Source organism: Synechococcus sp. MIT S9220, from assembly GCF_014304815.1.
Taxonomy (GTDB): domain Bacteria; phylum Cyanobacteriota; class Cyanobacteriia; order PCC-6307; family Cyanobiaceae; genus Synechococcus_C.
The window spans coordinates 315,385-335,507 of the sequence record NZ_CP047958.1 but is presented as its reverse complement, the minus strand read 5'-3'; the positions used below and the strand labels follow the sequence as shown (position 1 = coordinate 335,507).

Genomic DNA, 20,123 nt, shown 5'->3' with positions numbered 1-20,123 from the left:
ATCAGAAATCCCCGGCGACCCGTCCCTGCTTGGGAAGACGCACCAGAGCCCACTGCAGCAGGCCGACGACGTAAGCCACCAGAGCCACGTAGCCGATGAAGGCCGCCACGGCCATCGTCCACTCACCACCGAAGACGAAGTCGAACACACGCTCAGCGACTCGATGCAGCCCCTGGGGCGCCTCCAGCCAAAGCCGACAGGAATCGGTCTCGAGCTGACGGGTGCAACCCAGTGCCGAACCCGACATCACGGCGGCGAACAAGGCAAAGAGTGTGAGGGCCCATCGCCAGACCCGAACGGTGAACGGCAGCGCGCGCCCCGGAGGGCTGTCGGCCAGCTCCTCATTGAGGTCAACCCAGAACCAAAGAGACGCAGCCATCAGCAGAGGCGCCAGAAATGCCGTGAAATAGCCGATCGGCCGTTGATCAGTCAGCAACAGCACGCTGATCGCCAGCAGACTTGCCACTTTCCAGTAGATCCCGAGCAACCTCACCAAGGCAGGGTCGCGTCGAAGCCCCGACCAGATCAGAAGCACAAGCGGAATGCCCAGAGCAATCGTCGCCCCGAGGCGATAGGTGAGCCACACCAGGGTGCGTGTTGTGAAATCGGACACCGGCCAGGGACATCAGAGGGCCATTATCACGGTCATCCAGCAGGTCGACAGGATTGGTAAGGTCCAATCCATGGTTCCGTTCAATCCTCTCGACTGGTTCCGGAGCCGCGGGCTGCAGGCTCAATGCCGACATGCCCTTTCCAGCAAGCCTTCTCTTGAAGATGCTGCAAGGGAAGTCACCAGTGCTCTGGGCTCGAATGAGGCCGATCTGGCCCTCGTGTTCATCTCGAGTCATTTCGCGAGCGATCTGACCCGCCTACTGCCGCTGCTGCAAAAACGCCTGAACGCCAAACACTGGCTCGGATGTCTGGGCGGTGGTGTCGTTGGCACCACAACCGCAGGCGAAGCCCATGAAGTGGAACGCACGCCAGCACTCAGCGTCAGTCTCCTGAACCTTCCTGGAGCTGAACTGAACAGCTTCCGTCTCAACAGCAGCCAACTGCCCGATCTTGATGGAGCCGCCCAGAACTGGCAGGACTGGGTGGGGGTGAACCCTGACCACAGCCGTTCAATGCTGCTGCTGCTCGATCCCGGCTGTCATGCCATCAACGATCTCGTGAGCGGACTGGATTACGCCTACCCCGGCATCGCCAAAGTCGGAGGCATCGCGGTACCTCACAACGCTGATCATGGTTCTCTGCTCTATGGAGATCAGGTCATCGATGGAGCGGTAGGCCTGAGCATCGGCGGCACCTGGAGCCTGGATCCAGTGGTCGCCCAGGGATGTCGACCGATTGGACCGGTCTTCGCCATCGAACAGGCTCAACGCAACGTTCTGCTCGAACTGAGCGACGGTGATCGCAGGGCCAGTCCAGTGGCCTGCTTACAGCGCGTGCTTGCCGATCTCAGCGCCGAAGACAGGGAATTGGTGCAGCACTCACTGTTTCTGGGTGTGGAGCGGGAGCAATTCATTGCGGATGCCATGCTCGCTGGCCTGAATCAGGGTGGCGTCTTAGCTGATCGCCCCGAAAGGTCCTTTCTGGTGCGCAATCTGATCGGCGTGGATCCACGCAACGGCGCGGTTGCCGTTGCCGATCGCGTACGTGCCGGACAAAACGTGCAGTTCCAGCTGCGTGAAGCGCAGGCCTCAAGACAGGAAGCCCGCCAGCTGTTGCAGACCAGACGCGATCAAGGCAGCGACGCCACACCGTTAATGGGACTCCTCTTCGCCTGTCTGGGCCGGGGCAACGGCTTGTTTGGCAGCCCCGATGGCGATGTCAACATCGCTCGCGATGTCTTTCCACAACTTCCGGTTGCCGGCAGCTTCTGCAACGGCGAAATCGGTCCCCTCGGAGGAGCCACGCATTTTCATGGCTACACCGCCTGCTGGGGCCTGTTGCGCTGCGATCCTTCCGAAAGTGCAACGCGATCCTGATGCGGCAGCACGTCAATCCCCTCAGCCGCTTCTTTCAGCTGCCTCTGGAATTGCCCGGTCCCGATCAGCTGTTTGACATCGCCAATCGCCCCATCCATTTGGACATCGGCTGCGCCCGGGGCGTCTGTCTACTGGAGCTGTCAGCACTGAAACCAGACTGGAATCATCTGGGTGTGGAAATCAGGCGTCCGCTCGTACTGGCAGCCCAGCGTGACCGCGACAAACTCGAGCGTCACAATCTCCATTACCTCTTTTGCAATGCCAACATCAGCCTTGAGGGCTGGCTTGCGGAGCTGACCGCGGATCAGCTGCAGCTGGTGAGCATCCAGTTTCCGGATCCCTGGTTCAAGCGGCGACACCGCAAGCGCCGGGTGATGCAACCCTCGCTACTGCTCGCCATCGCTGCCGCTCTCAGTCCCAGTCGCGAGCTGTTTCTACAAAGCGATGTCCTGGAAGTGGTGGAACCGATGGTCACACTGGTCGAACTGAGCGGTTGCTTCGACCGCCCCGACGAAGACACGCGTCCCTGGCGCACCAACAACCCTCTACCGGTGCCGACCGAACGCGAACGCTACGTGCAAGAGAAGGGCCTTCCTGCCTACAGAGTGCTTTACCGGCGCAACGAACAGCCACTGCCAGAGCTGGAAGAACTGGAGATCGCCTGGCAACGGGTCGATAATCCCGCTGATGTTCCTCTCAATCACTGATGGCTGAGGCTTCGGCCCCTACCCCTTGGTTGCTGCGCTGGCAAGGACTCCTACCAGGTTCAGCGGCACAGCAGAAGCGCCTAAGCGATCTGGCGGGGATCGTCCTGATCCTGCTGATGGCCGGACTTCCAGTCCTCACGCGTGCTGGTCTGGGCCTGATCGTGCTGGCCTGCGGAGCCCTTTGGGTGCTCTGGTCACTCACCAGAACTCCCGCTCACATCGGCTCGATCAGTGGCTGGCTGCTGCTCTTCCTGGCTGTGGCCATGCTGGCCACAGGTCTTTCACCGGTCCCGAGCGCCGCCGCCAAAGGTCTGCTCAAACTGATCAGCTACCTCGGGGTCTATGCCCTGATGCGCCAGCTACTGAGTGTCGGGCCTCAGTGGTGGGACCGCTTGGTGGCGGCCTTGCTGGGCGGATCTCTGCTGAGCAGCCTGCTGGCATTACGCCAGCTGTATGCCCCCACAGAGGAATTGGCTCGCTGGGCCGATCCCAACTCGGTGGCGGAGGGCACCATCCGCATCTACGGGCCACTGGGCAATCCCAATCTCCTGGCGGGGTACCTGGTGCCAATCCTGCCGATTGCCGTCGTGGCAATGATTCGCTGGCGTGGCTGGGGTGCCAGGCTCTACGCAGCCACAGCAGTGATCCTCGGCTGCGCTTCAACGCTGTTCAGCTATAGCCGCGGTGGCTGGCTTGGGATTGTGGCTTCAGTCGGTGTGCTGATGCTGCTCCTGCTGCTTCGGTACATCCGAAACTGGCCAGCGCTCTGGCGACGGCTTCTTCCCCTGGCCCTGCTCGTCATGACTGGCGTGGTACTGGCCGTTGCCGCCACACAGGTGGAACCGATCCGCACCCGAGTCGCCAGCCTGATGGCAGGTCGAGGCGACAGTTCCAACAATTTCCGGATCAACGTCTGGCTCGCGGCGATCGACATGATCCAAGACCGTCCTTGGCTGGGCATCGGCCCGGGCAATGCAGCCTTCAACAGCGTTTACCCCCTGTACCAGCAACCGAAATTCAACGCTCTCAGTGCCTATTCAGTGCCGCTTGAAATCCTGGTTGAGACCGGCATCCCTGGCCTGCTCGCCTGTCTGGGGCTAGGGGTTGCCAGCCTTCGTAACGGTTGGCGTGCCCTGACTGCAGACGCAGAGCTTGCTCTTCCCTGCCTGGGCTGCCTCGCAGCCATCGCTGGTCTGCTGATCCAGGGTGCAGCCGACACCATCTTCTTCCGTCCTGAAGTGCAAATCAGCGGCTGGTTTTGCCTGGCCACCCTGAGCCAAATGCGCCGCGAGCCTTGAACAAGCAAGTTCCCATCTTTGCTGGATTTGATGCCGGACAGACCCAATGCCGTTGCCGATTGAGTGCTTGGGAGGACGGAAAACTTCGAACGGTCGGCGATGGTTTAGGGCCAGGAGTGAGCCATCTGGATGCTGCTGACGGAGAAGAGCGCTTTCGTTCTGCCATCCGCTTCAGCCTCGACAGAGCCCGACTCGACTGGACTCAGCGATGCGGTCGGGAACCCAACAAGTCAGAGCCAATCTTTGCTGCAGCCATTGGAGCCAGTGGCATCGAGGCTGGAACGCCCCTGCAGGAGAGGGGCGGAGCGCTACTCGCTTCAGAACTGCAACTGCCCGAAACGTGCTGCATCGCAACCGGCGACGAACGCACCGCCTTGCGGGGCGCATTTCCTGATCAGTCGGGCATCGTGCTAATCAGCGGCACCGGAATGATCGTGGTGGGTCGGGACGCCAACGGACGCGAACACCGCTGCGGCGGCTGGGGCTGGCGCCTGGATGGTGCAGGGTCTGCCTTCGACATCGGCCACGATGCGCTTCAGCTGAGCCTGAAAATGGCCGATGGCCGCGCTCCTGATGGCACGCTGCGGCACCAGCTGTGGGAAGTCATGGGTTGTCGCACCGCCTTCGAGCTCAAAGCACGCGTGGTGAGCCCAAGCCATGGCACCGACGCAGAGGCGAAGCTGGCGCCGCTGGTCGACGACGCTGCCGCACAAGGCGATCCTGCCGCTCGAGCCATCCTGCAGCAGTCGGCCTCCGCACTCGCGCAGGCAGCAGCAGTCACGGCTCAAGCCCTTGATCTGACCACTCCATCCCTGTGTGCGCGTGGCGGAGCGCTGGAGCATCTTTCAGAGTTCCGTGAACTCGTCAACACGGCGATCTTCGAGTTGCTGCCGGGGAGCAGCTGGCAATCAGGATCGGGGGATGCCTGTGATGGTGCGCTTGCCTGCGCTCTGGATCGTTCCGCCCTCAGGCCACATTGAGATGGCGATCGGCCGCCTCGGCCAAACGGCCGGTCCAGAGTTCCACCACATCTGATTCGGCCGCTTCCACCATCACCCGCAAGAGAGGTTCGGTGCCGCTCGCCCGCACCAGCACCCTGCCGTCTTCAGCCATCGAGCGTTCAGCTTCGTCGACCAGCTCTCGCAGAGGAGCGCACTCGGCCCAACCCTTGCGCCGCTCGAGGTCAGGCACGCGCACATTCACAAGCTTCTGTGGATAGGCCTGGAAGCTGCGGTCCAGCCAGTCCGCAAGCGTCATCTGCTGGCCATGGCAAAGGGTGGCGAGCTGAAGCGCCGTGAGAACCCCATCACCGGCGAGTCCATGGGCGGAGGACAGGATGTGTCCGGACTGCTCACCTCCCAGGGCTGCACCACTGCTCACCATCGCTGCGTGCACATGCTGGTCTCCCACCGGAGTGCGCTCCAGCTGACCACCTCTGGACTGCCAGGCCCGCTCAAATCCGAGGTTGGACATCACCGTGGCAACCAGGCGCTGGTCAGGCAACGCACCGCTGTCTTGCAGCACAGAGCCCCAGAGGTAGAGCACGTGATCACCATCAACAACCCGGCCGCGACCGTCCACAGCCAGCATCCGGTCGGCATCACCGTCGAAGGCAAAGCCCATGGCCGCACCGCGTTCGATCACCGCCTCCCGCAGCGGTCCCAGATGGGTGGACCCACAGCCCACGTTGATGCGCTCACCGTCTGCCGCCCCATGCAGCACGGTGAGGTCGGCCCCAAGTGAGCGGAAAACCTCTGCACCGCATGCGGTTGCTGAACCCCAGCAGAGATCGAGCACGATCGGCACTCCGTCCAGACGCTGATGCTGAACGCTGCTCAGCAGACTGTCGCGATAGTGCTCAAGCAACTCAGCACGATGGATTGCAGCGCCACAGGCGCCCATCGGCCCAGAGGCGTCTGCCTCACCACGCAGACCGGATTCAATGCGGCGCTGCAGCGTGGAGCCCAGCTTGCTGCCATCAGGCCCGAACACCTTGATGCCGTTGTCTTCAGGCGGGTTGTGACTGGCCGACACCATCAACCCGCCTGATGCCTGAAAGCGACGGATCAGACCGGGAACCGCCGGTGTGGGGCAAAGGCCAAGAGTCCAGACCTCACGACCTGCTGCAGTCAGACCTGCGGTCAGAGCGGCCACCACCATCGAACCGCTGCAGCGGGAGTCCATTCCGATCAGAACAGGACCATCCGGCGGCAAGACGCGACCGCACCAGAAACCCACCTGCAAAGCCAGAGCGGGCGTGATCGCCGAACCGACACGACCCCGCAGCCCATCTGTCCCGAAACTGACCTCCGGGGACTGGAGTGAACCAAGCGGATGAGCAGCGGAAGAGGCCATGAGGTCTCATTTGTGGACTGAACCTTAAGAGCCCTGAGACAACCCATCACTGAACCAGTGACAGGGCTACAGCCGCACGATGCCGATCAAGTCCATCGCTGAGGCATAAGCAGCAGAGCTGCCAGTTCCAGCAGAGCCCATAAACCCACCAGCAGCACCACCCAGCCAGGCAACCACCGCAACGGCCAGAGCCAGCGCAGGCCCCAAACCACAAAAGCCAGTCCTAAGGCCACAACCAGGCGCAGGCGTTGGCGCTGGCCAGGTCGCGGTTGCCGACGCTGAGCAACCATCCAGTTCGATCCTGCTGGGCACAGAATGCCAGCAGTTTCCAGCCACGGCTTGAACACTCGAGAGACCCGCGGACCGCTACTTCTCGGCGGCACCACGCTTCTTACTGTTCTGGCGATCTTGGGTGGTCGTGTGCTCTTGCGCAGTCAACACCATCCGATCACGCCGGAGCTGAGTGATGCACAGCTCTGGACGCACTACCGCTGGTCCGGGAACCCTGAGCAGCGGCGCGAAGCCGCCCTGATGCTGGGCAGCCGCAGCGACGATTCTCCGCAAAGGCGCTGGCACCTGCTGAGCGGACAGGGCTGGGGGCCAGCTCCAATGGCCGCCGTCGCCCTCAAACAACAAGCCCTGGCGGCAAAATCACTGGGCCGCGATGGGGAGGAGCAACAACACTGGCGGGATCTACTCCGACGTTTTCCCACGTCAACGGCCAGTGCCGATGCCCGTTATCACCTTGCAGATCGCCAGCCGCAGCTGAGGGAGGAGCTGCTCAGGCTTCAACCCGCCCATCCAGCCGCGCTGGCGGCCGCCGCCGAACTGCCGGACGACGCCGATCAGGCCCTGGTCCAGTCCAGTGCCCTGCATCTGGCCCGCTGGGGAGCGAACTGGCCTGGGGCGCAACGGCTGCTTCGCAAGGCCTGCGGTGCCATCACAGGCGAAGGACTGGAACAGCAGCAGCGTCTGCAACTGGCAGCGGCCCTGGCTGAACTTGGCGATGGCCGATCCGCAGAACTTTGCCTGCAGGGAACCCCCCTGGCCCCGTCGCAGGCGCTGACGATCGGACGCACACTCCTTCGAGGCAACCAGGATCAGCAACAACGCGGTGAAGCGATGTTGCTGCAGCTGGCCAAGGATCACCCGGACAGCGAGGAGGCACTGCAATCTGCAGCACTGCTGAGCGAGCCTTTGCTGCCGAAACAGGCACTGATCAACGCTTTGCCTGAATCTCTCCAGAAGCGATCAGCCGATGTCGCCGCGGCCCGGGTCCGTCTGGCAGGGGGCGAAGGAGGGCTGGTCGTGCTGAAACGCTGGCCCGGCCATCCCGCCAGCTGGCAACTGCAGTGGGACCTGGCTCGTGAAGCACTGCTCAAAGGTCAGTGGGAACCGGCAAGGTCATGGCTGACTGCGATCCCAGCGGAGCAGCTGCCTGACCCCCTGCGGGCGCGCCAGCAGTTCTGGCTGGGGATGAGCCTGGACAAACTCGGAGATCGCCAGGCTGCCAAAGAGATCTGGCAGACGCTGACGCGTCAGCAGCCACCCGGTTACTACACCTGGCGAGCTCAGGCCAGGCTGGGTTCCGGAAACCTGCCGGCTCTCTCAGGCGACAAGGTGATCACGGCCACAGAGGCTGACCGTCTGAACTCTGGTCAAACCTGGAGCCCCCTCGACAGCGGCAATCCCCTGGTTGACCAGCTCTGGCGCCTTGAGATGAATCAGGAAGCCTGGGAAACCTGGCGCAGCGACGCAGGAAACTCCGATCCATCTCCACAGCAGCTCCTGCGGGAAGGCCGGCTTCGACTGGCGGTGAATGACCACTGGACCGGTCTCAGCCGGCTGTGGCGGGCCAGCCTGCGACTGGTGTCCCCGGACTGCAACACGCGCCAGTTGCTCCACAACAGTCTTCACCCCAGACCGCTGCTGCCTCTCTTCCTGGCCGCTTCAGAGCAGGAGAAGGTGCGATTAGAACTGCTGCTGGCCATTGCCCGCCAGGAATCTCGCTTCTCGCCCGGCGTGACTTCACCCGTGGGTGCCGTGGGACTTCTGCAGCTGATGCCAGCCACTGCCGCGGAACTGGCAGGAGAAGAGCTCAGCAGCGACGATCTACGCGAACCAGAGCGCAATGCGATTCTCGGAGCCCGCTATCTGGCCGATCTGCTGGAGCTTTGGCAGGGCAACCCCTGGTTAACAGTGGCCAGTTACAACGCGGGGCCTGGAGCGGCAGGATCCTGGGTGAGCGCTGAACTGGACCAGGACCCTGAGCTTTGGGTCGAACGCATTCCATACCCTGAAACCCGTCTCTACACCAAGAAGGTGCTCGGCAATCTCTGGGCGTACCTGAACAACAGTTCAGGCAACGATGCCAGCACTGATCGCTGCAGCCAGTGAAGTCGGGGGATCGGGCAGACCATGGCCAATCCAGATGCCTCCGATCACGATCACTGCAAGCCAGAACGCCATCAGTTGCGGAGGCGGAACCACTTTGATGCGACTCAGATCGAGGCGTGCCAGCAATGTCGCAGACCCCAGAATCAACACATCCGACAACAAGCTCAGACTGAGAACGTAGAGCCCCACTGTGATTAACAGCGTGAGCGTGACCACCAGGCTGAGCACGCGACTCGATGCCATCAGCATGGAAAGCTGACGGAGCAGTAGATCGGGCATGGTGCAGATCACCACCACCACGACCGCCTGGATCATCTCCAACGCCCAGAACGTGCTCACCGAAATCGAATGGGCATCAGCCAGCCAAGCTTCCTGGATCGCCCAGTGATGGCCCAAGAACAGCGACACCACGAACAGAACAATCAGCAGCGGAGCCCGAAGCGGTAACAGCAGGAAACGCAAGACGGACATCGGCTTGGAGGCAGATTCGCGGCGGACAAACGTCGATCAACGACGCGATCATCTGCGGTCAGACGCTAGCAACAGCAAGCGGTTTGTCCTGTCAGAGTGGTGGCATTGATGTCAGTCCGCGATGACCGACAGCGCTTCAAGCTCCAGCCTCAGCACACTGCAGAAAGTTCTCCTGCTGGTCTCAGCCCTGGTCCTGGCTGTCAGCCTCTTCCTGGTGCGCAACGGCGGTTCCATCGAATCGCCACTTGATCAGCTCGCCAGACGCTCGTTGTCGCCAGAAGTGGCACTCAGCAACGGTCGGCCCACAATCCTCGAGTTCTATGCCGACTGGTGTGAGGTCTGCCGCGAAATGGCTCCAGCGATGCTGGAGGTTGAACAACGTCACAGTGCCGACCTGGATGTGGTTCTGGTCAACATCGACAATCCGCGCTGGCTTGACCTGACCGATCGCTATGACGTCACTGGGATCCCTCAGCTGAATCTGTTCTCCGCAGACGGCACAATGCGGGGCCGCTCGCTCGGAGCACGCACTGAAAACGAGCTGAATTCGATCGCCAATGCTTTGATCGACGGCAGCTCAATTCCAGCTCTCGCTGGCGTGGGCAGCACGAGTGCTCTTCCTCAAACCGCCTCGGCGGATTCCACCGGTCCAAGAAGCCACTCCAAAATCCTGTCGATGCTGACCGGAAAGGCGATGATCGACCGAACATCCCGTACCCGCAACCTCAAAACCTCATGGATTCCCGCTTCCGGGTCGAACTGATCGCTGCCACGCCCAATCCTCAACAGAGCGTGTATGCCGGCATGCACCAGGACTACAGCGAAGGGTTCGTGGTGATGGAACGCGACCAGTGGCCGAACGAAACGAGAGCTGGAGAAATTTGCATCAAGCGGTTGCTGGGTGGAATGAAGGGCCATTACGGCCCACTGGAACATGCTCAGATCGTGTTGAACGTTGGCTGGTTCCCTCACTCGGTCATGCAGCAGGCGCGAACCCACCGAGTGGGCGTGAGCTTTGATGTGCAATCGATGCGTTACACCGGTGAGCGCATCTGCAGGGCTGCTGAAGGGAAACTCGATCTCGAGGAAGTGTTCTACCTGCGGCCGGTCGGGGAATACCGAGACCGACTAGGCAAGAAATACACCTACGTCGATGAGCAACGACTCATCGATCTCAAACTCTGCCAACAAGCCGCGGAGCGCTATCGCGATCTGTTGCGCGATGGCTTCTCCGAGGAACATGCCCGTGGCATCCTCCCGTTCGACTATCGACAGCACTTTGTTGTCAGCTTCAGTCTTCGAGCATTCCTTCACTTCCTAGACCTGCGTTCCAAACTCGACGCGCAACAGGAAATCAGAGAACTTTGCGATTTGATGTGGCCCCATCTTCAGAACTGGGCACCTGAGTTTGCTGACTGGTACGAGAAAAATCGCTTGCACAAGGCGCGCCTGGCGCCCTGAATCGGAGAACGATCGCAACCCGCCTGACTTAAACCTTGGCCAGTGTCACCCGCTCGGGTTGATGCTGGTATTTACCCTGCCGATCGCTGTAAGTGGTGTCGCAGGGATCGCCTTCAAAGAACAACAGCTGGCAGATGCCTTCATTGGCATAGATGCGGCAGTCAGCTCCTGAACTGTTACTGAATTCAAGCGTGAGATGCCCTTCCCAGCTGGCTTCAGCCGGAGTGGTGTTCACAATGATGCCAAGACGCGCATAGGTGCTCTTGCCAAGGCAGATCACGGTGATGTTCGGCGGAACCTTCATCTTTTCAAGAGCCACTCCCAGGCCATAGGAATGAGCGGGAAGGATGAAATAGTCACCATCGTCATCATGGTGAAGCTCGGTTGGTTCAAGGTTTCCAGGATTGAACCGCTTGGGGTTCATCACAGTTCCAGGAACATGCTTGAAGATCAGAAATTCCTGAGGCGACAACCGCAGGTCGTAGCCATATGAGGAACATCCGAAGCTGAGCACAGGTGCCAGCTTCTGCTCAGGGTCGAGATGGCGAATCAACCCTTTCTGGAAGGGTTCGAGCATGCCAGCGGCAGCCTGTTCAGTGATCCAACGGTCATTTTTGAGCATCAGAAACCCCTGCGCAGTTCCGTCACTTGGTCGGCTAATCCCATGAGAGAGTCCGGAATCGACGGTCCTGTGATGATCACATCCATGGAACCAGGACGTGCGTCCAGGCTGTCACGCACCTCAGATTCGTTGAGGTAGCCGAGAGCAATGGCCAAGCCAAGTTCATCCAAAACCAACTGATCAAGATCGCCGCTAGCCAGGTGGCGACGACAGATCTGCCAGACCGCTTGGACAGCATCCACAGTTGTGGGGTCAGCTGAGCTGGCCTGATCCGAAAGACATCCCATCACAGCAGGTCTCATCCAGACCATGCGATCGCAGAGAGTGATCGCCGCATTAGGCCCCTGAGCCACACCACCTTTAAGGAACTGCATCACTGCAACACGACTGCCAAGCCCAGCAGAACGCAAGGCTTGACTCAAAACTGTCCCGAAACTTCCTCGATAAGGGGCGGTATGCACCTGCAACTGCCCTTCAGGAGCCACCAGATGCAGGGGCTGCTGTGGCTGGAGCGATGGCAGAGGATGCAAACCCGCACGGTTCAGAACCCGATGATCGGCACCGCTCTGCTGGCGGGGTCGATGGCTTGGGCTCAGGCTGGCAGTCATCTCGGTCGCTTCCATGTGACTGGAATCGAATCGACCCAGCGGAATTTGAATCTAGCGGCGAAAGCGCAAATCACAATCCCTTTGACACCATCCCTGGTGTCTCTACGCCAACTGGCAGGCTCAAGATCCCGATCCGGTTCCCCATGAGCGAGACCCAGCACAACGTTGGTCGCCCAGATGGCCGCCAACCCTCCGACCTCAGGTCCTTCTCGATCGACTGGGATCCCATGGGCTTCGCTCTGAGCTCTGTGATCGTGCGCACCGGACGCACCACCGTGCTCTGCAGCGTCTGCAATGAAGAAGGCGTCCCGCGCTGGCGACGGGATCAGGGCCTTGGGTGGCTCAGCGCTGAATATCGACTGCTGCCGGGATCCACCCCTGACCGCCAGCGAAGGGAACTAATGAAACTGTCAGGACGCACCCAGGAGATCCAGCGCCTGATCGGCCGCAGCCTTCGCGCGGCAATCGACATGAAGGCGTTGGGTGAGAACACCCTGCTGATCGACTGCGATGTGATTCAGGCGGATGCGGGAACGCGGACTGCAGCGATTACGGGGGCATGGCTCGCCCTGCAAAAGGCCTGCGAGCGGCTGGTTGCACAAGGGCGCATCAGCACTCATCCGGTCATCAACCAAGTGGCGGCTGTCTCTGTGGGACTGATCGATGGGCATGCTCTGCTGGACTTGGACTACAGCGAAGACAGTCGGGCAGATGTGGATCTCAATGTGGTGATGAACAACTCCGGCGACCTATTGGAGTTGCAGGGCACGGCCGAAGGTGCACCATTCAGTCGCCAGCAGCTCAACAGCCTGCTGGACCTTGCCGAACCAGGGTTGAAGCAGCTCATGGCTGCACAGCTGGATGCACTGCATGAAGACTGAGCCAGGAGAACCGTGTTCGTTGCTACAGGGTGACCGCGCATCGCTCCTTAACTTCCCCGCATTGATGCGTTGGTCATGGCCGAAGTGATGCGCGGCTTTAGTCGGACTGCTCCCCAGCCTGGGCGGTCCGCAGAAACAAGCCTGACCAATGCGCCCAATCCCGCCAGCCGCACCCTGCTGGAAGTGATCCGTGATCTGGAAGGTGCCAGCACCGAAATGGTGGAACGGAATAAGACCATCTTTTTCCCAGGAGACCCGGCCGAGCGCGTCTATCTGATCCGACGAGGAGCTGTGCGTTTATCGAGGGTTTATGAGTCCGGTGAAGAGATCACCGTTGCCCTGCTGAGAGAAAACAGCCTGTTTGGCGTTCTCTCACTGCTCACCGGACATCGCTCCGATCGGTTTTATCACTCCGTGGCCTTCACCAGAGTGGAAATGGTGACAGCCCCAGCGAGCTCTGTACGCCAGGCGATCGAAGCGAACACCAGCGTGGGATTGCTTTTACTTCAGGGTCTCTCCAGCCGAATTCTGCAGACCGAGACGATGATTGAAACCCTTACGCACCGGGACATGTCCTCCCGACTGGTGAGTTTTCTGCTTGTCCTCTGCAGAGACTTCGGGATGCCTGGCCCCCAGGGCATCACCATTGACCTGCGTTTGTCTCATCAGGCCATCGCTGAAGCGATCGGATCCACGCGTGTCACGATCACGCGTCTGCTTGGCGATCTACGCAATTCAGGCCTGGTCGAAATTGACCGCAAGAAGATCACTGTTCTGGATCCGATTGCACTGGCCAAACGTTTCAGTTAACCCCGCGACAGGTGAAGATGGGCAGCACCTCAGCGGCCTGCCGCATGTTTGACGCACCGTGACCGGCTGGCTGCTGCTGCTTTCCCTGCTGATCCTCGGGGGCGTGCTCTCCACTCTCGGTGACCGACTGGGTTCGAGGGTCGGCAAAGCCCGGCTGAGCCTTTTCGGTCTTCGCCCACGTCAAACCGCGGTGGTGATCACTGTGCTCACGGGGAGCCTGATTAGTGCCTTGTCGCTTGGGCTGATGCTGCTGGTGAGCCGCCAGCTGCGCGTTGGTCTGTTTGAACTCAATGACCTCGAAGCCCGCCTGCGCAGCAGCCGCTTAGACCTTAAGGGAAGCCGCAAGGCTCAGCGCAAGGCACGGCAGCAACTCGAAGAGGCTCGGGCCGATGAAATCAAAGCCAGAAAGATCCTGGCTGATGCGCAGGCACGAGCAGGAGAACTGCGCAGCACACTTCAACCCCTTCAAGAGCAGACACGCCGACTTGAGGCAGAACGGCAGAGACTCAGCCAGGACGTGCGCAACCGCGATGCGGAAATCCAACGCACGGATGATGAACTTCGAGCAGTGCGTCAACGCATCAGCTCAGGCGAAGCGGAGCTCCAGCAATTGGAGAAGAACCTGATAGCGCTGCGACGTGGAGATGTGGCCATCAGCAGTGGCCAGCCGCTGGCCACTGTCACGCTCAAGCTGGATCGTCCTGATCAAGCCCGGCAAGTGATTGACCAGGTGCTGCGGGAAGCCAATCTGCAGGCTTTTCAGAAGGTTCTGCCCGAACAGGCTCCTGATCGTCAGATCATCCTCGTGCCCCGCCAGGACATTGAAAGGCTGGAACAAGCCATCCGAAAGCCGGGCACCTGGGTGGTGCTACTGCGCTCAGCGGCCAATGTGTTGCGCGGTGAGAGCGTGGTGTACGCCTTCCCGGATGTACGTCCCAATGTGGCCATCACCATTGAGGGAGAAGTTCTGGCCAAAACCACTCTTGCCAGCCAGGACACGAATCCAGAAGCGGTGCGAAACCGCATCAACCTTCTGCTGGCGTCGACTCTGTCGGAGGTGCGCCGAAGAGGGTCCCTGAGTCAAGGCCTTCAATTTGATGCCAACGCCGTCAACAGACTCGCTCGGGCACTGACCGAGCGCAGCGGTGGACGGGTTGATCTCGAGGCAGTTGCGGTGCGGCGTAGTGAAACCGCTGATCCCATTGCGATCGAGCTGCGTCCAAGCCGCCCTTTGCGCCCAACATCCACGCTTCAGGACGACAGTCCATGAACCGGATCGTCTCTGTTGACCCAGGGCGCAACAAGTGCGGCCTGGTCCTTGTCGATTGCACTAGAGATTGCGTCATCGAAGGGCACGTTGTGGCAACCGAATCGGTGCTGGACACCCTGCAGTGCTGGAGGCAAGACGCACCGATTGAATGCTTGGTGCTGGGGAATGGCACAGCCAGCAACAGTTTGAGACACCAGCTTCCTGAAGATCTTCCCGTCAGAGTGGTGGATGAGCGCGGCACCACACTTCAGGCACGCAAGCGCTATTGGCAGCTATGGCCCCCAACAGGATGGCGGCGATTGATGCCCCGAGGCCTGCTGCTACCCCCCAGCGAACTGGATGCCGTTGCAGCCCTGGTGATTCTTGAATCGGAGCTGGGCCGCAAGATCCTTTGGCCTGGTCCCGCCCCACTCAGAAACGGGCCCGCACAGTGAAGCTGTAGTCACCACCGGCTTCCAACCTGTAGTCGGATTTCACAAGAAAGCGAAGCAAGGCGTCCTGGATCAAGGCTCTGCCCAGGGAGGGCTCCACACTCAGCTCCCCCCGATCAAACAACCAGTGAAAGGTCCAGGTGAAGCCACCCGCCTGAACCTCTCCTTGCAGACACTTGTCTCGGAAGCTGTGCTGGTGCACCCGAAGATGAGCCGTCGTGACAGGCAGGCGTGCCATCAGGCCGGATCGCCATCAAGATCAGGCACCAGATTCACAGCATTGATGGCATTCCCAGCCCGATCCAGGCCTTGTCGCTGAATGTGATTGAGGCCGGACAACACTTCGCTCAGCACGTCTTGGAGCAGAGGTTCCTCAGACCGGTTGAACTGACCAAGCACATGAGACACCGTGCGGGCACGCCGTTCCTCGGGATTGCGACCAGGAGCACCAATGCCGATGCGAAGGCGAGCGAACTCCTGGGTGCCGAGATGCTGAATAGTGCTTTTCAAGCCGTTATGTCCACCGGCACCTCCTCGCGCACGCAGGCGCAACCGTCCGAGCGGCAAGTCCATGTCATCGACGAGCACGATCAGCTGATGAATCCCAAGATCAAACCAATCCAGCGCTGCACGGATCGAACGACCACTGTCATTCATGTAGGTCTGTGGCATCAGCAGCCTGAGTCGAGCGCTACCGGAGCCGACATCAGCGAGATCACCCTGAAGCTTTGACATCGGCTTAAAACGCCCACCCTCACGAGCTGTGAGCAACTCAAGAGCCATGAATCCCACGTTGTGCCGTGTCGAGGCATATTTTTCACCGGGATTGCCCAGACCGACCACCAGACGGAGGTCACCACGCTCGATCACCGATCAATCCTCAGAAGCCTTGGGAGACGGGGCTGGGTCTGAAGGCGAGGAAGGTGGAAGTTCCTCAGGATCAGCCATCGCTTTGCTGATTTCGCGTTCGAATTCTTTGGAGGCTGTCTGAAATCCTTTGAGCGTTTTGCCGAGCGTCCGGCCAAATTCTGGCAAACGCTTCGGTCCGAACACCAGAAGCGCAACGGCTCCGATGACGGCCATCTCAGGAAGTCCGATGCCGAAGATGTTCATGGAAAGTGATGAGCGTGCCGAATCAGGCGCCGCCGTTCCAGTTCACGTTGATTCCTTCAAGGATCAGAGACTGGTTATAGAGCTGGAGGATCACCAGCAGGAAAACCAGAAACAGCACCATGAAAATGCCCATGACAGGGGTGGTTCCCCAGCCGGGGACAACCTTGCCGTACTCGGAGTTGAGGGGACGGAGCAGATCGCCCAAACGAGTGCGTTGTGCCATAGCGGCCCTGAGGTCTCGGGTGAAGTTCAGTCCCGATACTGTAGGGGTCCCGGCCCTGATCAGGGCCGATCCTGTCGAGAGATGTGATGGAAAGCTCTTCCCCGGCGCTGTCGGTGTCGATCGCGGTGTTAACCGCCCTGCTTGGACTAACCGGTTTTGGCGTTTACACAGCCTTCGGACCACCCTCGAAGCGTCTGGACGATCCCTTCGATGATCACGACGACTGAGGGGCTAAGCGCAGCTCTTGCAACGCACCTGGGTTGATTGTTGTGGACTGTTGTCCATCCTGAATCAACCAGCCCTGATCGCCAGGCGACCAGGTCACCCTTGTGCTCCCAGGGTTCAGCAGCTGAACGAGAACCGCATCTTGAACCGCATTAGCGGATTGATCCGGTCGGATCGAGACCGGTACGAGTTGCTGAGGCAGAGCAGGGAATCCATACCAGCGACCACAGGATTCGATCGGTCCCAGCCAGCCCGGTTCACGAAAGCGAATCGCCGCCTGCGCAAGACCATCGCGATACCAGCCGCTTGAAACAGGCATCAGTGCCAGGCGATGACGATGAAGCCGCTGATCCGCCGATGGATCAGGCCAAGTCGGCCCACGTAGCAATGAAATTCCCAGATGATGCGGGCCGGCATCAACCCCCTGAGGACCGTCAAGCAAGACGCCAAGCCCACCACCAGGGCCTGCTTCCTCACTGGCCAACCAGGAAATCACAGGAACCTCCCAGCGAGCATGCTCGCTGGGCGTCAAGGCGACAGCGGGTCGTTCGATCACACCGCCGCTGGTGTCCGCAGCCCAGCGCACCGCTGACCTGGCAAGGGGACAGACCACTCGAAGCAGTTCATGGGTCTGACGCCAGTCGATCGTTACTTGCAATTCAACGGCAGGGCTGTCGGCTCGCAGCAGCACATCCATCCGCAGCGCACTGCTCTCGATCGAGCTGCTCATCACGACCCTGGCCACCAGCGGGCCCTGCTCCACCAACTCCAGCTGCCAGTCAGCATCCATCGGCAGTGGGTGCTGCGGATAATCCACCGCCAGATCCCAGGCATCCCAGAACTCACCCCGGTCGCGATAGCGCCGGAACTGCACTGGTTCCGAAAGCTGATCAACACCCTGCTCGTCCTGCAGGCGGGTCAGTCCCCTGCGGTCCAGCTCAAGCGTGAGCAGACCGTTGCAGAGGCGCCAGCTCTGCTGGGCGATGAGCTGAACCCGAACCGGATTCCGCACAACAGGAGCAGCTGTCTCAGATGCTGAGGCAACGGCTGGTGCATCTGGATGACACTCCAGAGGCAGTGCCATCACCCCCTGGGCCTCCGGCAACTGCACCCACAGATCACCACCTGGAGCAACTTGTGATGGCAGGTTGTTGCCCTCACACGACCACCGACCGCGCGGCAGCCGCACCAGTGGAGACCAGCGCTGCAGTGGCTGCAGCCCGCACCATGCCCAGCGCTGACAAGCCTTATCAGGCGCTGAGTCCGCGGGCGACACACGACTGAGCAATTGATGAAGACCTGCAGTCCTCAGCACTGCCACACGTCGGCGGGCAGCTCGCCACTGGGGCTCCGCCTGATCAAACACTTCAGGAATCGAGGTTCCAGGAAGAATGTCGTGGAACTGTTGAAACAGCAGCACCTGCCAGTCCCGCCGCTGCGTGGATTTTGCTCCAAGGGCCTCCACCAGATCAGCCTCCCGCAGCAACCGCTCTAGAGTGCGGTTGTGTCGTTTCTGATCCGGGCGAGACGTGGCACAACCCCGATGCAGTTCCAGGTACAGCTCGTCCTTCCAGACGGGTAACGCTGACCTGAGCGGCTCAAGCTGCTTCAGGTAGTCACGCACCGTCCCAGCGCGACGTGGGGCGGCCTGTGGATGGTCTTGCCAAAGCTGCATCTCTTCCAGCATTTCCCTGGTCGGCCCACCGCCGTGATCACCAACCCCGGGCAACCACAGGGCCTGGTCGAATCCCGTGTTGGCCTGAAAGCGCTGCTGCTCTTGCTGCATGGCCATTGGATCGGCATCTGTGCCGATGCCTGGCAACATCAACGCCAGCAGCTCCGCGCCGCCGCGGCCGCGCCAGCGAAACAGACGGTGCGGGAAAACATTGGTGGCATTCCACGCCAGCTTGTGTGTGCAGAACCAGCGAACGCCCGTGGCGTAGGCAACGGCCGGCAGCCCGGACCCAAATCCGAAACTGTCCGGCAACCAGGCCAAATCGTGAGACCACTCCGGGAACAATCTCTGACTGGCCTCCTGACCTAATGAAAATTGCCGCCAGAGTGAGGCCGTGCTCACAAGCACACAGTCGGTTTCAACCCAGGGACCGTTGATGGGCTCCCAACGACCCAGACGACTGGCCTGCTGAATGCGTACAAACAGTGCAGGGCGGTGGCGCTCGATCCACTCATAAAGAGCTGGGGTTGAGTGGGCGAAATGCAGCTCCGGGAAGAGCTCCATCAAGTCCAAAGCAGAGTGGAAGGTGCGTTCCGCCGCCTGCCAGGTATCAGCAACAGGCCACAACCAGGCCAGATCCAGATGAGCATGCCCAACCCAGTGCAATCCACCGGCGGCATGAGCCAGCCCTGCAAGGTGTTGATCAACCTGAACCACCGCCTCAGTGGATAGCGGATCGCAATCAAGCCACGACTCAGGCAGCGTCTCTGCCTTGATGCCTGTGAGATCAAGAGCCTGAGGAAGCAGACATGCCTGGGGATCAACAGAGGGCACAGCGGGCTCCCGGACCAGATCACTTGTGATCAGTGCACCATCGTCATGACAGGGACTGCGCAGCTCCAGCAGCAACCTCAGGCCCGCTCCCTCATTCCAGTGAACCGGCAGCTTCCAGCGGCAACGGGTGTCGAACAGGTCCCCTTCATGCACGAGAACCCCATCCACCCAGAGACGCACCTGGTCTGCCCACCAACTGAGAACAAGCCGTTCAAGGCTGTCTTCGCAGTGCTGCCAGTGCTTTGGCCAGGTGATGGTCTGCTCAATTCGCAACCAGACGCCCCCTCTTGGCCAGATCAACAGTCCACGCTTCGCCCAGTCAGGTCGATGCTGCGCTCCCCAAGGCTCTTCAAGGACGGATTGCCTGTGGAAATCACCGCATCGATGCCAAAAAGAGAGCAGATCGAGGCGGCTGCGACTTCGAAACGTTTCAATCCACGCCAATCGCCGGGGCTGTAGAGGGGGCTGCATCGTGAATTCACAACCTTGACCCATAAGATGATGGCTCTATCCCAGACGCCGGTCGGTCTCCATGCTCGCCCTCAAGATCTCCGTTTACTCGGTCGTCTTCTTTTTTATCGGGATCTTCGTCTTTGGTTTTCTGGCGAGTGACCCCAGCCGCACCCCGAGTCGCAAGGACCTGGAAGATTGAGTGCAGGAGTGATCTGAACGAACGACGTTCAGGGGTCACGACGAACACTGGTCATTTCAGGACTCAAGATGAGGTTGCTCATGTGAGGATCGGCGGCCACTC

The 20,123-nt window shown here is 60.5% G+C and carries 23 protein-coding genes and 1 pseudogene; 13 read left to right on the top strand and 11 right to left on the bottom strand.

All coding sequences use genetic code 11. The features are described 5' to 3' along the window. Position 1: 1 nt before the first annotated feature. Positions 2-613, bottom strand: coding sequence for a DUF3177 family protein (locus tag SynMITS9220_RS01590; protein ID WP_115126898.1), 612 nt, complete (start codon positions 611-613; stop codon positions 2-4). Between the two features lie 70 nt (positions 614-683). Between SynMITS9220_RS01590 and SynMITS9220_RS01585 the strand changes: the two genes are divergently transcribed. Genes SynMITS9220_RS01585 through SynMITS9220_RS01570 form a run of 4 tightly spaced genes read left to right on the top strand, consistent with a single transcriptional unit; the run spans position 684 to position 4,973 of the window. Then, entirely contained in the window at positions 684-1,988 is a 1,305-nt protein-coding gene (locus tag SynMITS9220_RS01585; RefSeq protein ID WP_186990300.1) for an FIST N-terminal domain-containing protein, read from the top strand. After that, positions 1,988-2,695 (top strand): tRNA (guanosine(46)-N7)-methyltransferase TrmB, encoded by a 708-nt coding sequence (gene trmB, locus SynMITS9220_RS01580; RefSeq protein WP_186990298.1) that lies wholly within the window; start codon positions 1,988-1,990, stop codon positions 2,693-2,695. The genes SynMITS9220_RS01585 and trmB overlap by 1 nt, the downstream gene beginning before the upstream one ends. Then, positions 2,695-3,993, top strand: coding sequence for an IctB family putative bicarbonate transporter (locus tag SynMITS9220_RS01575; RefSeq protein ID WP_186990296.1), 1,299 nt, complete (start codon positions 2,695-2,697; stop codon positions 3,991-3,993). Before trmB ends, SynMITS9220_RS01575 begins: the two co-directional genes overlap by 1 nt. Continuing rightward, positions 3,990-4,973 carry a BadF/BadG/BcrA/BcrD ATPase family protein gene (locus SynMITS9220_RS01570; protein WP_186990294.1) on the top strand — a complete coding sequence of 328 codons (984 nt, stop codon included), beginning with the start codon at positions 3,990-3,992 and terminating at the stop codon, positions 4,971-4,973. Before SynMITS9220_RS01575 ends, SynMITS9220_RS01570 begins: the two co-directional genes overlap by 4 nt. Here the strand turns inward: SynMITS9220_RS01570 and glmM are convergent. Then, complete coding sequence (gene glmM / locus SynMITS9220_RS01565; protein WP_186990292.1) at positions 4,960-6,348, bottom strand: phosphoglucosamine mutase; 1,389 nt, start codon at positions 6,346-6,348, stop codon at positions 4,960-4,962. The two genes, SynMITS9220_RS01570 and glmM, sit on opposite strands and share 14 nt — an antisense overlap. Before the next feature lie 86 nt (positions 6,349-6,434). After that, positions 6,435-6,638, bottom strand: a complete 204-nt coding sequence (locus SynMITS9220_RS01560) for a hypothetical protein (RefSeq protein ID WP_186990290.1) — start codon at positions 6,636-6,638, stop codon at positions 6,435-6,437. 25 nt (positions 6,639-6,663) lie between these two features. Here SynMITS9220_RS01560 and SynMITS9220_RS01555 point away from each other — a divergent pair, with 25 nt between their 5' ends. Beyond that, entirely contained in the window at positions 6,664-8,745 is a 2,082-nt protein-coding gene (locus SynMITS9220_RS01555) for a lytic transglycosylase domain-containing protein (protein WP_186990288.1), read from the top strand. Here SynMITS9220_RS01555 and SynMITS9220_RS01550 read toward each other — a convergent pair. Continuing rightward, positions 8,707-9,216: a hypothetical protein gene (locus tag SynMITS9220_RS01550; protein WP_186990286.1), complete on the bottom strand. Its 510-nt coding sequence runs from the start codon at positions 9,214-9,216 to the stop codon at positions 8,707-8,709. The two genes, SynMITS9220_RS01555 and SynMITS9220_RS01550, sit on opposite strands and share 39 nt — an antisense overlap. Before the next feature lie 121 nt (positions 9,217-9,337). On the opposite strand from SynMITS9220_RS01550, the pseudogene SynMITS9220_RS01545 reads away from it, so the two are divergent. Both SynMITS9220_RS01545 and thyX read left to right on the top strand, forming a co-directional pair. Next, positions 9,338-9,880, top strand: a pseudogene (locus SynMITS9220_RS01545) (thioredoxin domain-containing protein); the annotation flags it as partial. Between the two features lie 71 nt (positions 9,881-9,951). After that, on the top strand, positions 9,952-10,677 hold the full coding sequence (thyX, locus tag SynMITS9220_RS01540) for an FAD-dependent thymidylate synthase (protein WP_067098514.1): 726 nt from the start codon (positions 9,952-9,954) through the stop codon (positions 10,675-10,677). Between the two features lie 28 nt (positions 10,678-10,705). Here thyX and dcd read toward each other — a convergent pair whose 3' ends face one another. Together dcd and SynMITS9220_RS01530 are read right to left on the bottom strand one after the other, a co-directional pair. Then, positions 10,706-11,299 (bottom strand): dCTP deaminase, encoded by a 594-nt coding sequence (gene dcd, locus SynMITS9220_RS01535; RefSeq protein WP_115126908.1) that lies wholly within the window; start codon positions 11,297-11,299, stop codon positions 10,706-10,708. Beyond that, positions 11,299-11,907 (bottom strand): cob(I)yrinic acid a,c-diamide adenosyltransferase, encoded by a 609-nt coding sequence (locus tag SynMITS9220_RS01530; RefSeq protein ID WP_067098614.1) that lies wholly within the window; start codon positions 11,905-11,907, stop codon positions 11,299-11,301. The genes dcd and SynMITS9220_RS01530 overlap by 1 nt, the downstream gene beginning before the upstream one ends. A 143-nt stretch (positions 11,908-12,050) precedes the next feature. Between SynMITS9220_RS01530 and rph the strand changes: the two genes are divergently transcribed. From rph to SynMITS9220_RS01510, 4 genes are all read left to right on the top strand, one after another. Continuing rightward, complete coding sequence (gene rph, locus SynMITS9220_RS01525) at positions 12,051-12,788, top strand: ribonuclease PH (RefSeq protein WP_186990282.1); 738 nt, start codon at positions 12,051-12,053, stop codon at positions 12,786-12,788. Positions 12,789-12,863: 75 nt separating this feature from the next. After that, positions 12,864-13,598, top strand: coding sequence for a global nitrogen regulator NtcA (ntcA, locus tag SynMITS9220_RS01520; protein WP_067098506.1), 735 nt, complete (start codon positions 12,864-12,866; stop codon positions 13,596-13,598). 58 nt (positions 13,599-13,656) lie between these two features. Continuing rightward, positions 13,657-14,868: a DUF3084 domain-containing protein gene (locus SynMITS9220_RS01515; RefSeq protein WP_186990280.1), complete on the top strand. Its 1,212-nt coding sequence runs from the start codon at positions 13,657-13,659 to the stop codon at positions 14,866-14,868. After that, positions 14,865-15,302 carry a resolvase gene (locus tag SynMITS9220_RS01510; protein WP_186990278.1) on the top strand — a complete coding sequence of 146 codons (438 nt, stop codon included), beginning with the start codon at positions 14,865-14,867 and terminating at the stop codon, positions 15,300-15,302. Before SynMITS9220_RS01515 ends, SynMITS9220_RS01510 begins: the two co-directional genes overlap by 4 nt. On the opposite strand, the gene SynMITS9220_RS01505 is transcribed toward SynMITS9220_RS01510, so the two are convergent. From SynMITS9220_RS01505 to psbH, 4 genes are read right to left on the bottom strand one after another with little or no spacing between them, the layout of a single operon-like run. Then, on the bottom strand, positions 15,280-15,537 hold the full coding sequence (locus tag SynMITS9220_RS01505; RefSeq protein WP_114993496.1) for a DUF3146 family protein: 258 nt from the start codon (positions 15,535-15,537) through the stop codon (positions 15,280-15,282). The two genes, SynMITS9220_RS01510 and SynMITS9220_RS01505, sit on opposite strands and share 23 nt — an antisense overlap. Beyond that, entirely contained in the window at positions 15,537-16,166 is a 630-nt protein-coding gene (gene pth / locus SynMITS9220_RS01500) for an aminoacyl-tRNA hydrolase (protein WP_186991723.1), read from the bottom strand. The genes SynMITS9220_RS01505 and pth overlap by 1 nt, the downstream gene beginning before the upstream one ends. Positions 16,167-16,172: 6 nt before the next feature. Then, a complete protein-coding gene (locus SynMITS9220_RS01495; protein ID WP_186990276.1) occupies positions 16,173-16,412 on the bottom strand; it encodes a TatA/E family twin arginine-targeting protein translocase in 240 nt (79 codons plus the stop codon). 22 nt (positions 16,413-16,434) lie between these two features. Beyond that, the gene (gene psbH / locus SynMITS9220_RS01490; RefSeq protein WP_066904734.1) at positions 16,435-16,635 is read right to left on the bottom strand and encodes a photosystem II reaction center phosphoprotein PsbH; all 201 of its coding nucleotides are present in this window, start codon (positions 16,633-16,635) and stop codon (positions 16,435-16,437) included. Between the two features lie 86 nt (positions 16,636-16,721). Between psbH and psbN the strand changes: the two genes are divergently transcribed. Continuing rightward, positions 16,722-16,862 (top strand): photosystem II reaction center protein PsbN, encoded by a 141-nt coding sequence (psbN, locus tag SynMITS9220_RS01485; RefSeq protein WP_115126914.1) that lies wholly within the window; start codon positions 16,722-16,724, stop codon positions 16,860-16,862. Here psbN and SynMITS9220_RS01480 read toward each other — a convergent pair. After that, positions 16,850-19,840, bottom strand: coding sequence for an alpha-mannosidase (locus SynMITS9220_RS01480; protein WP_186990274.1), 2,991 nt, complete (start codon positions 19,838-19,840; stop codon positions 16,850-16,852). The two genes, psbN and SynMITS9220_RS01480, sit on opposite strands and share 13 nt — an antisense overlap. A 61-nt stretch (positions 19,841-19,901) precedes the next feature. On the opposite strand from SynMITS9220_RS01480, the gene SynMITS9220_RS01475 reads away from it, so the two are divergent. Beyond that, a complete protein-coding gene (locus SynMITS9220_RS01475; protein ID WP_006172424.1) occupies positions 19,902-20,021 on the top strand; it encodes a photosystem II reaction center protein I in 120 nt (39 codons plus the stop codon). The last annotated feature ends 102 nt before the right edge of the window (positions 20,022-20,123 follow it).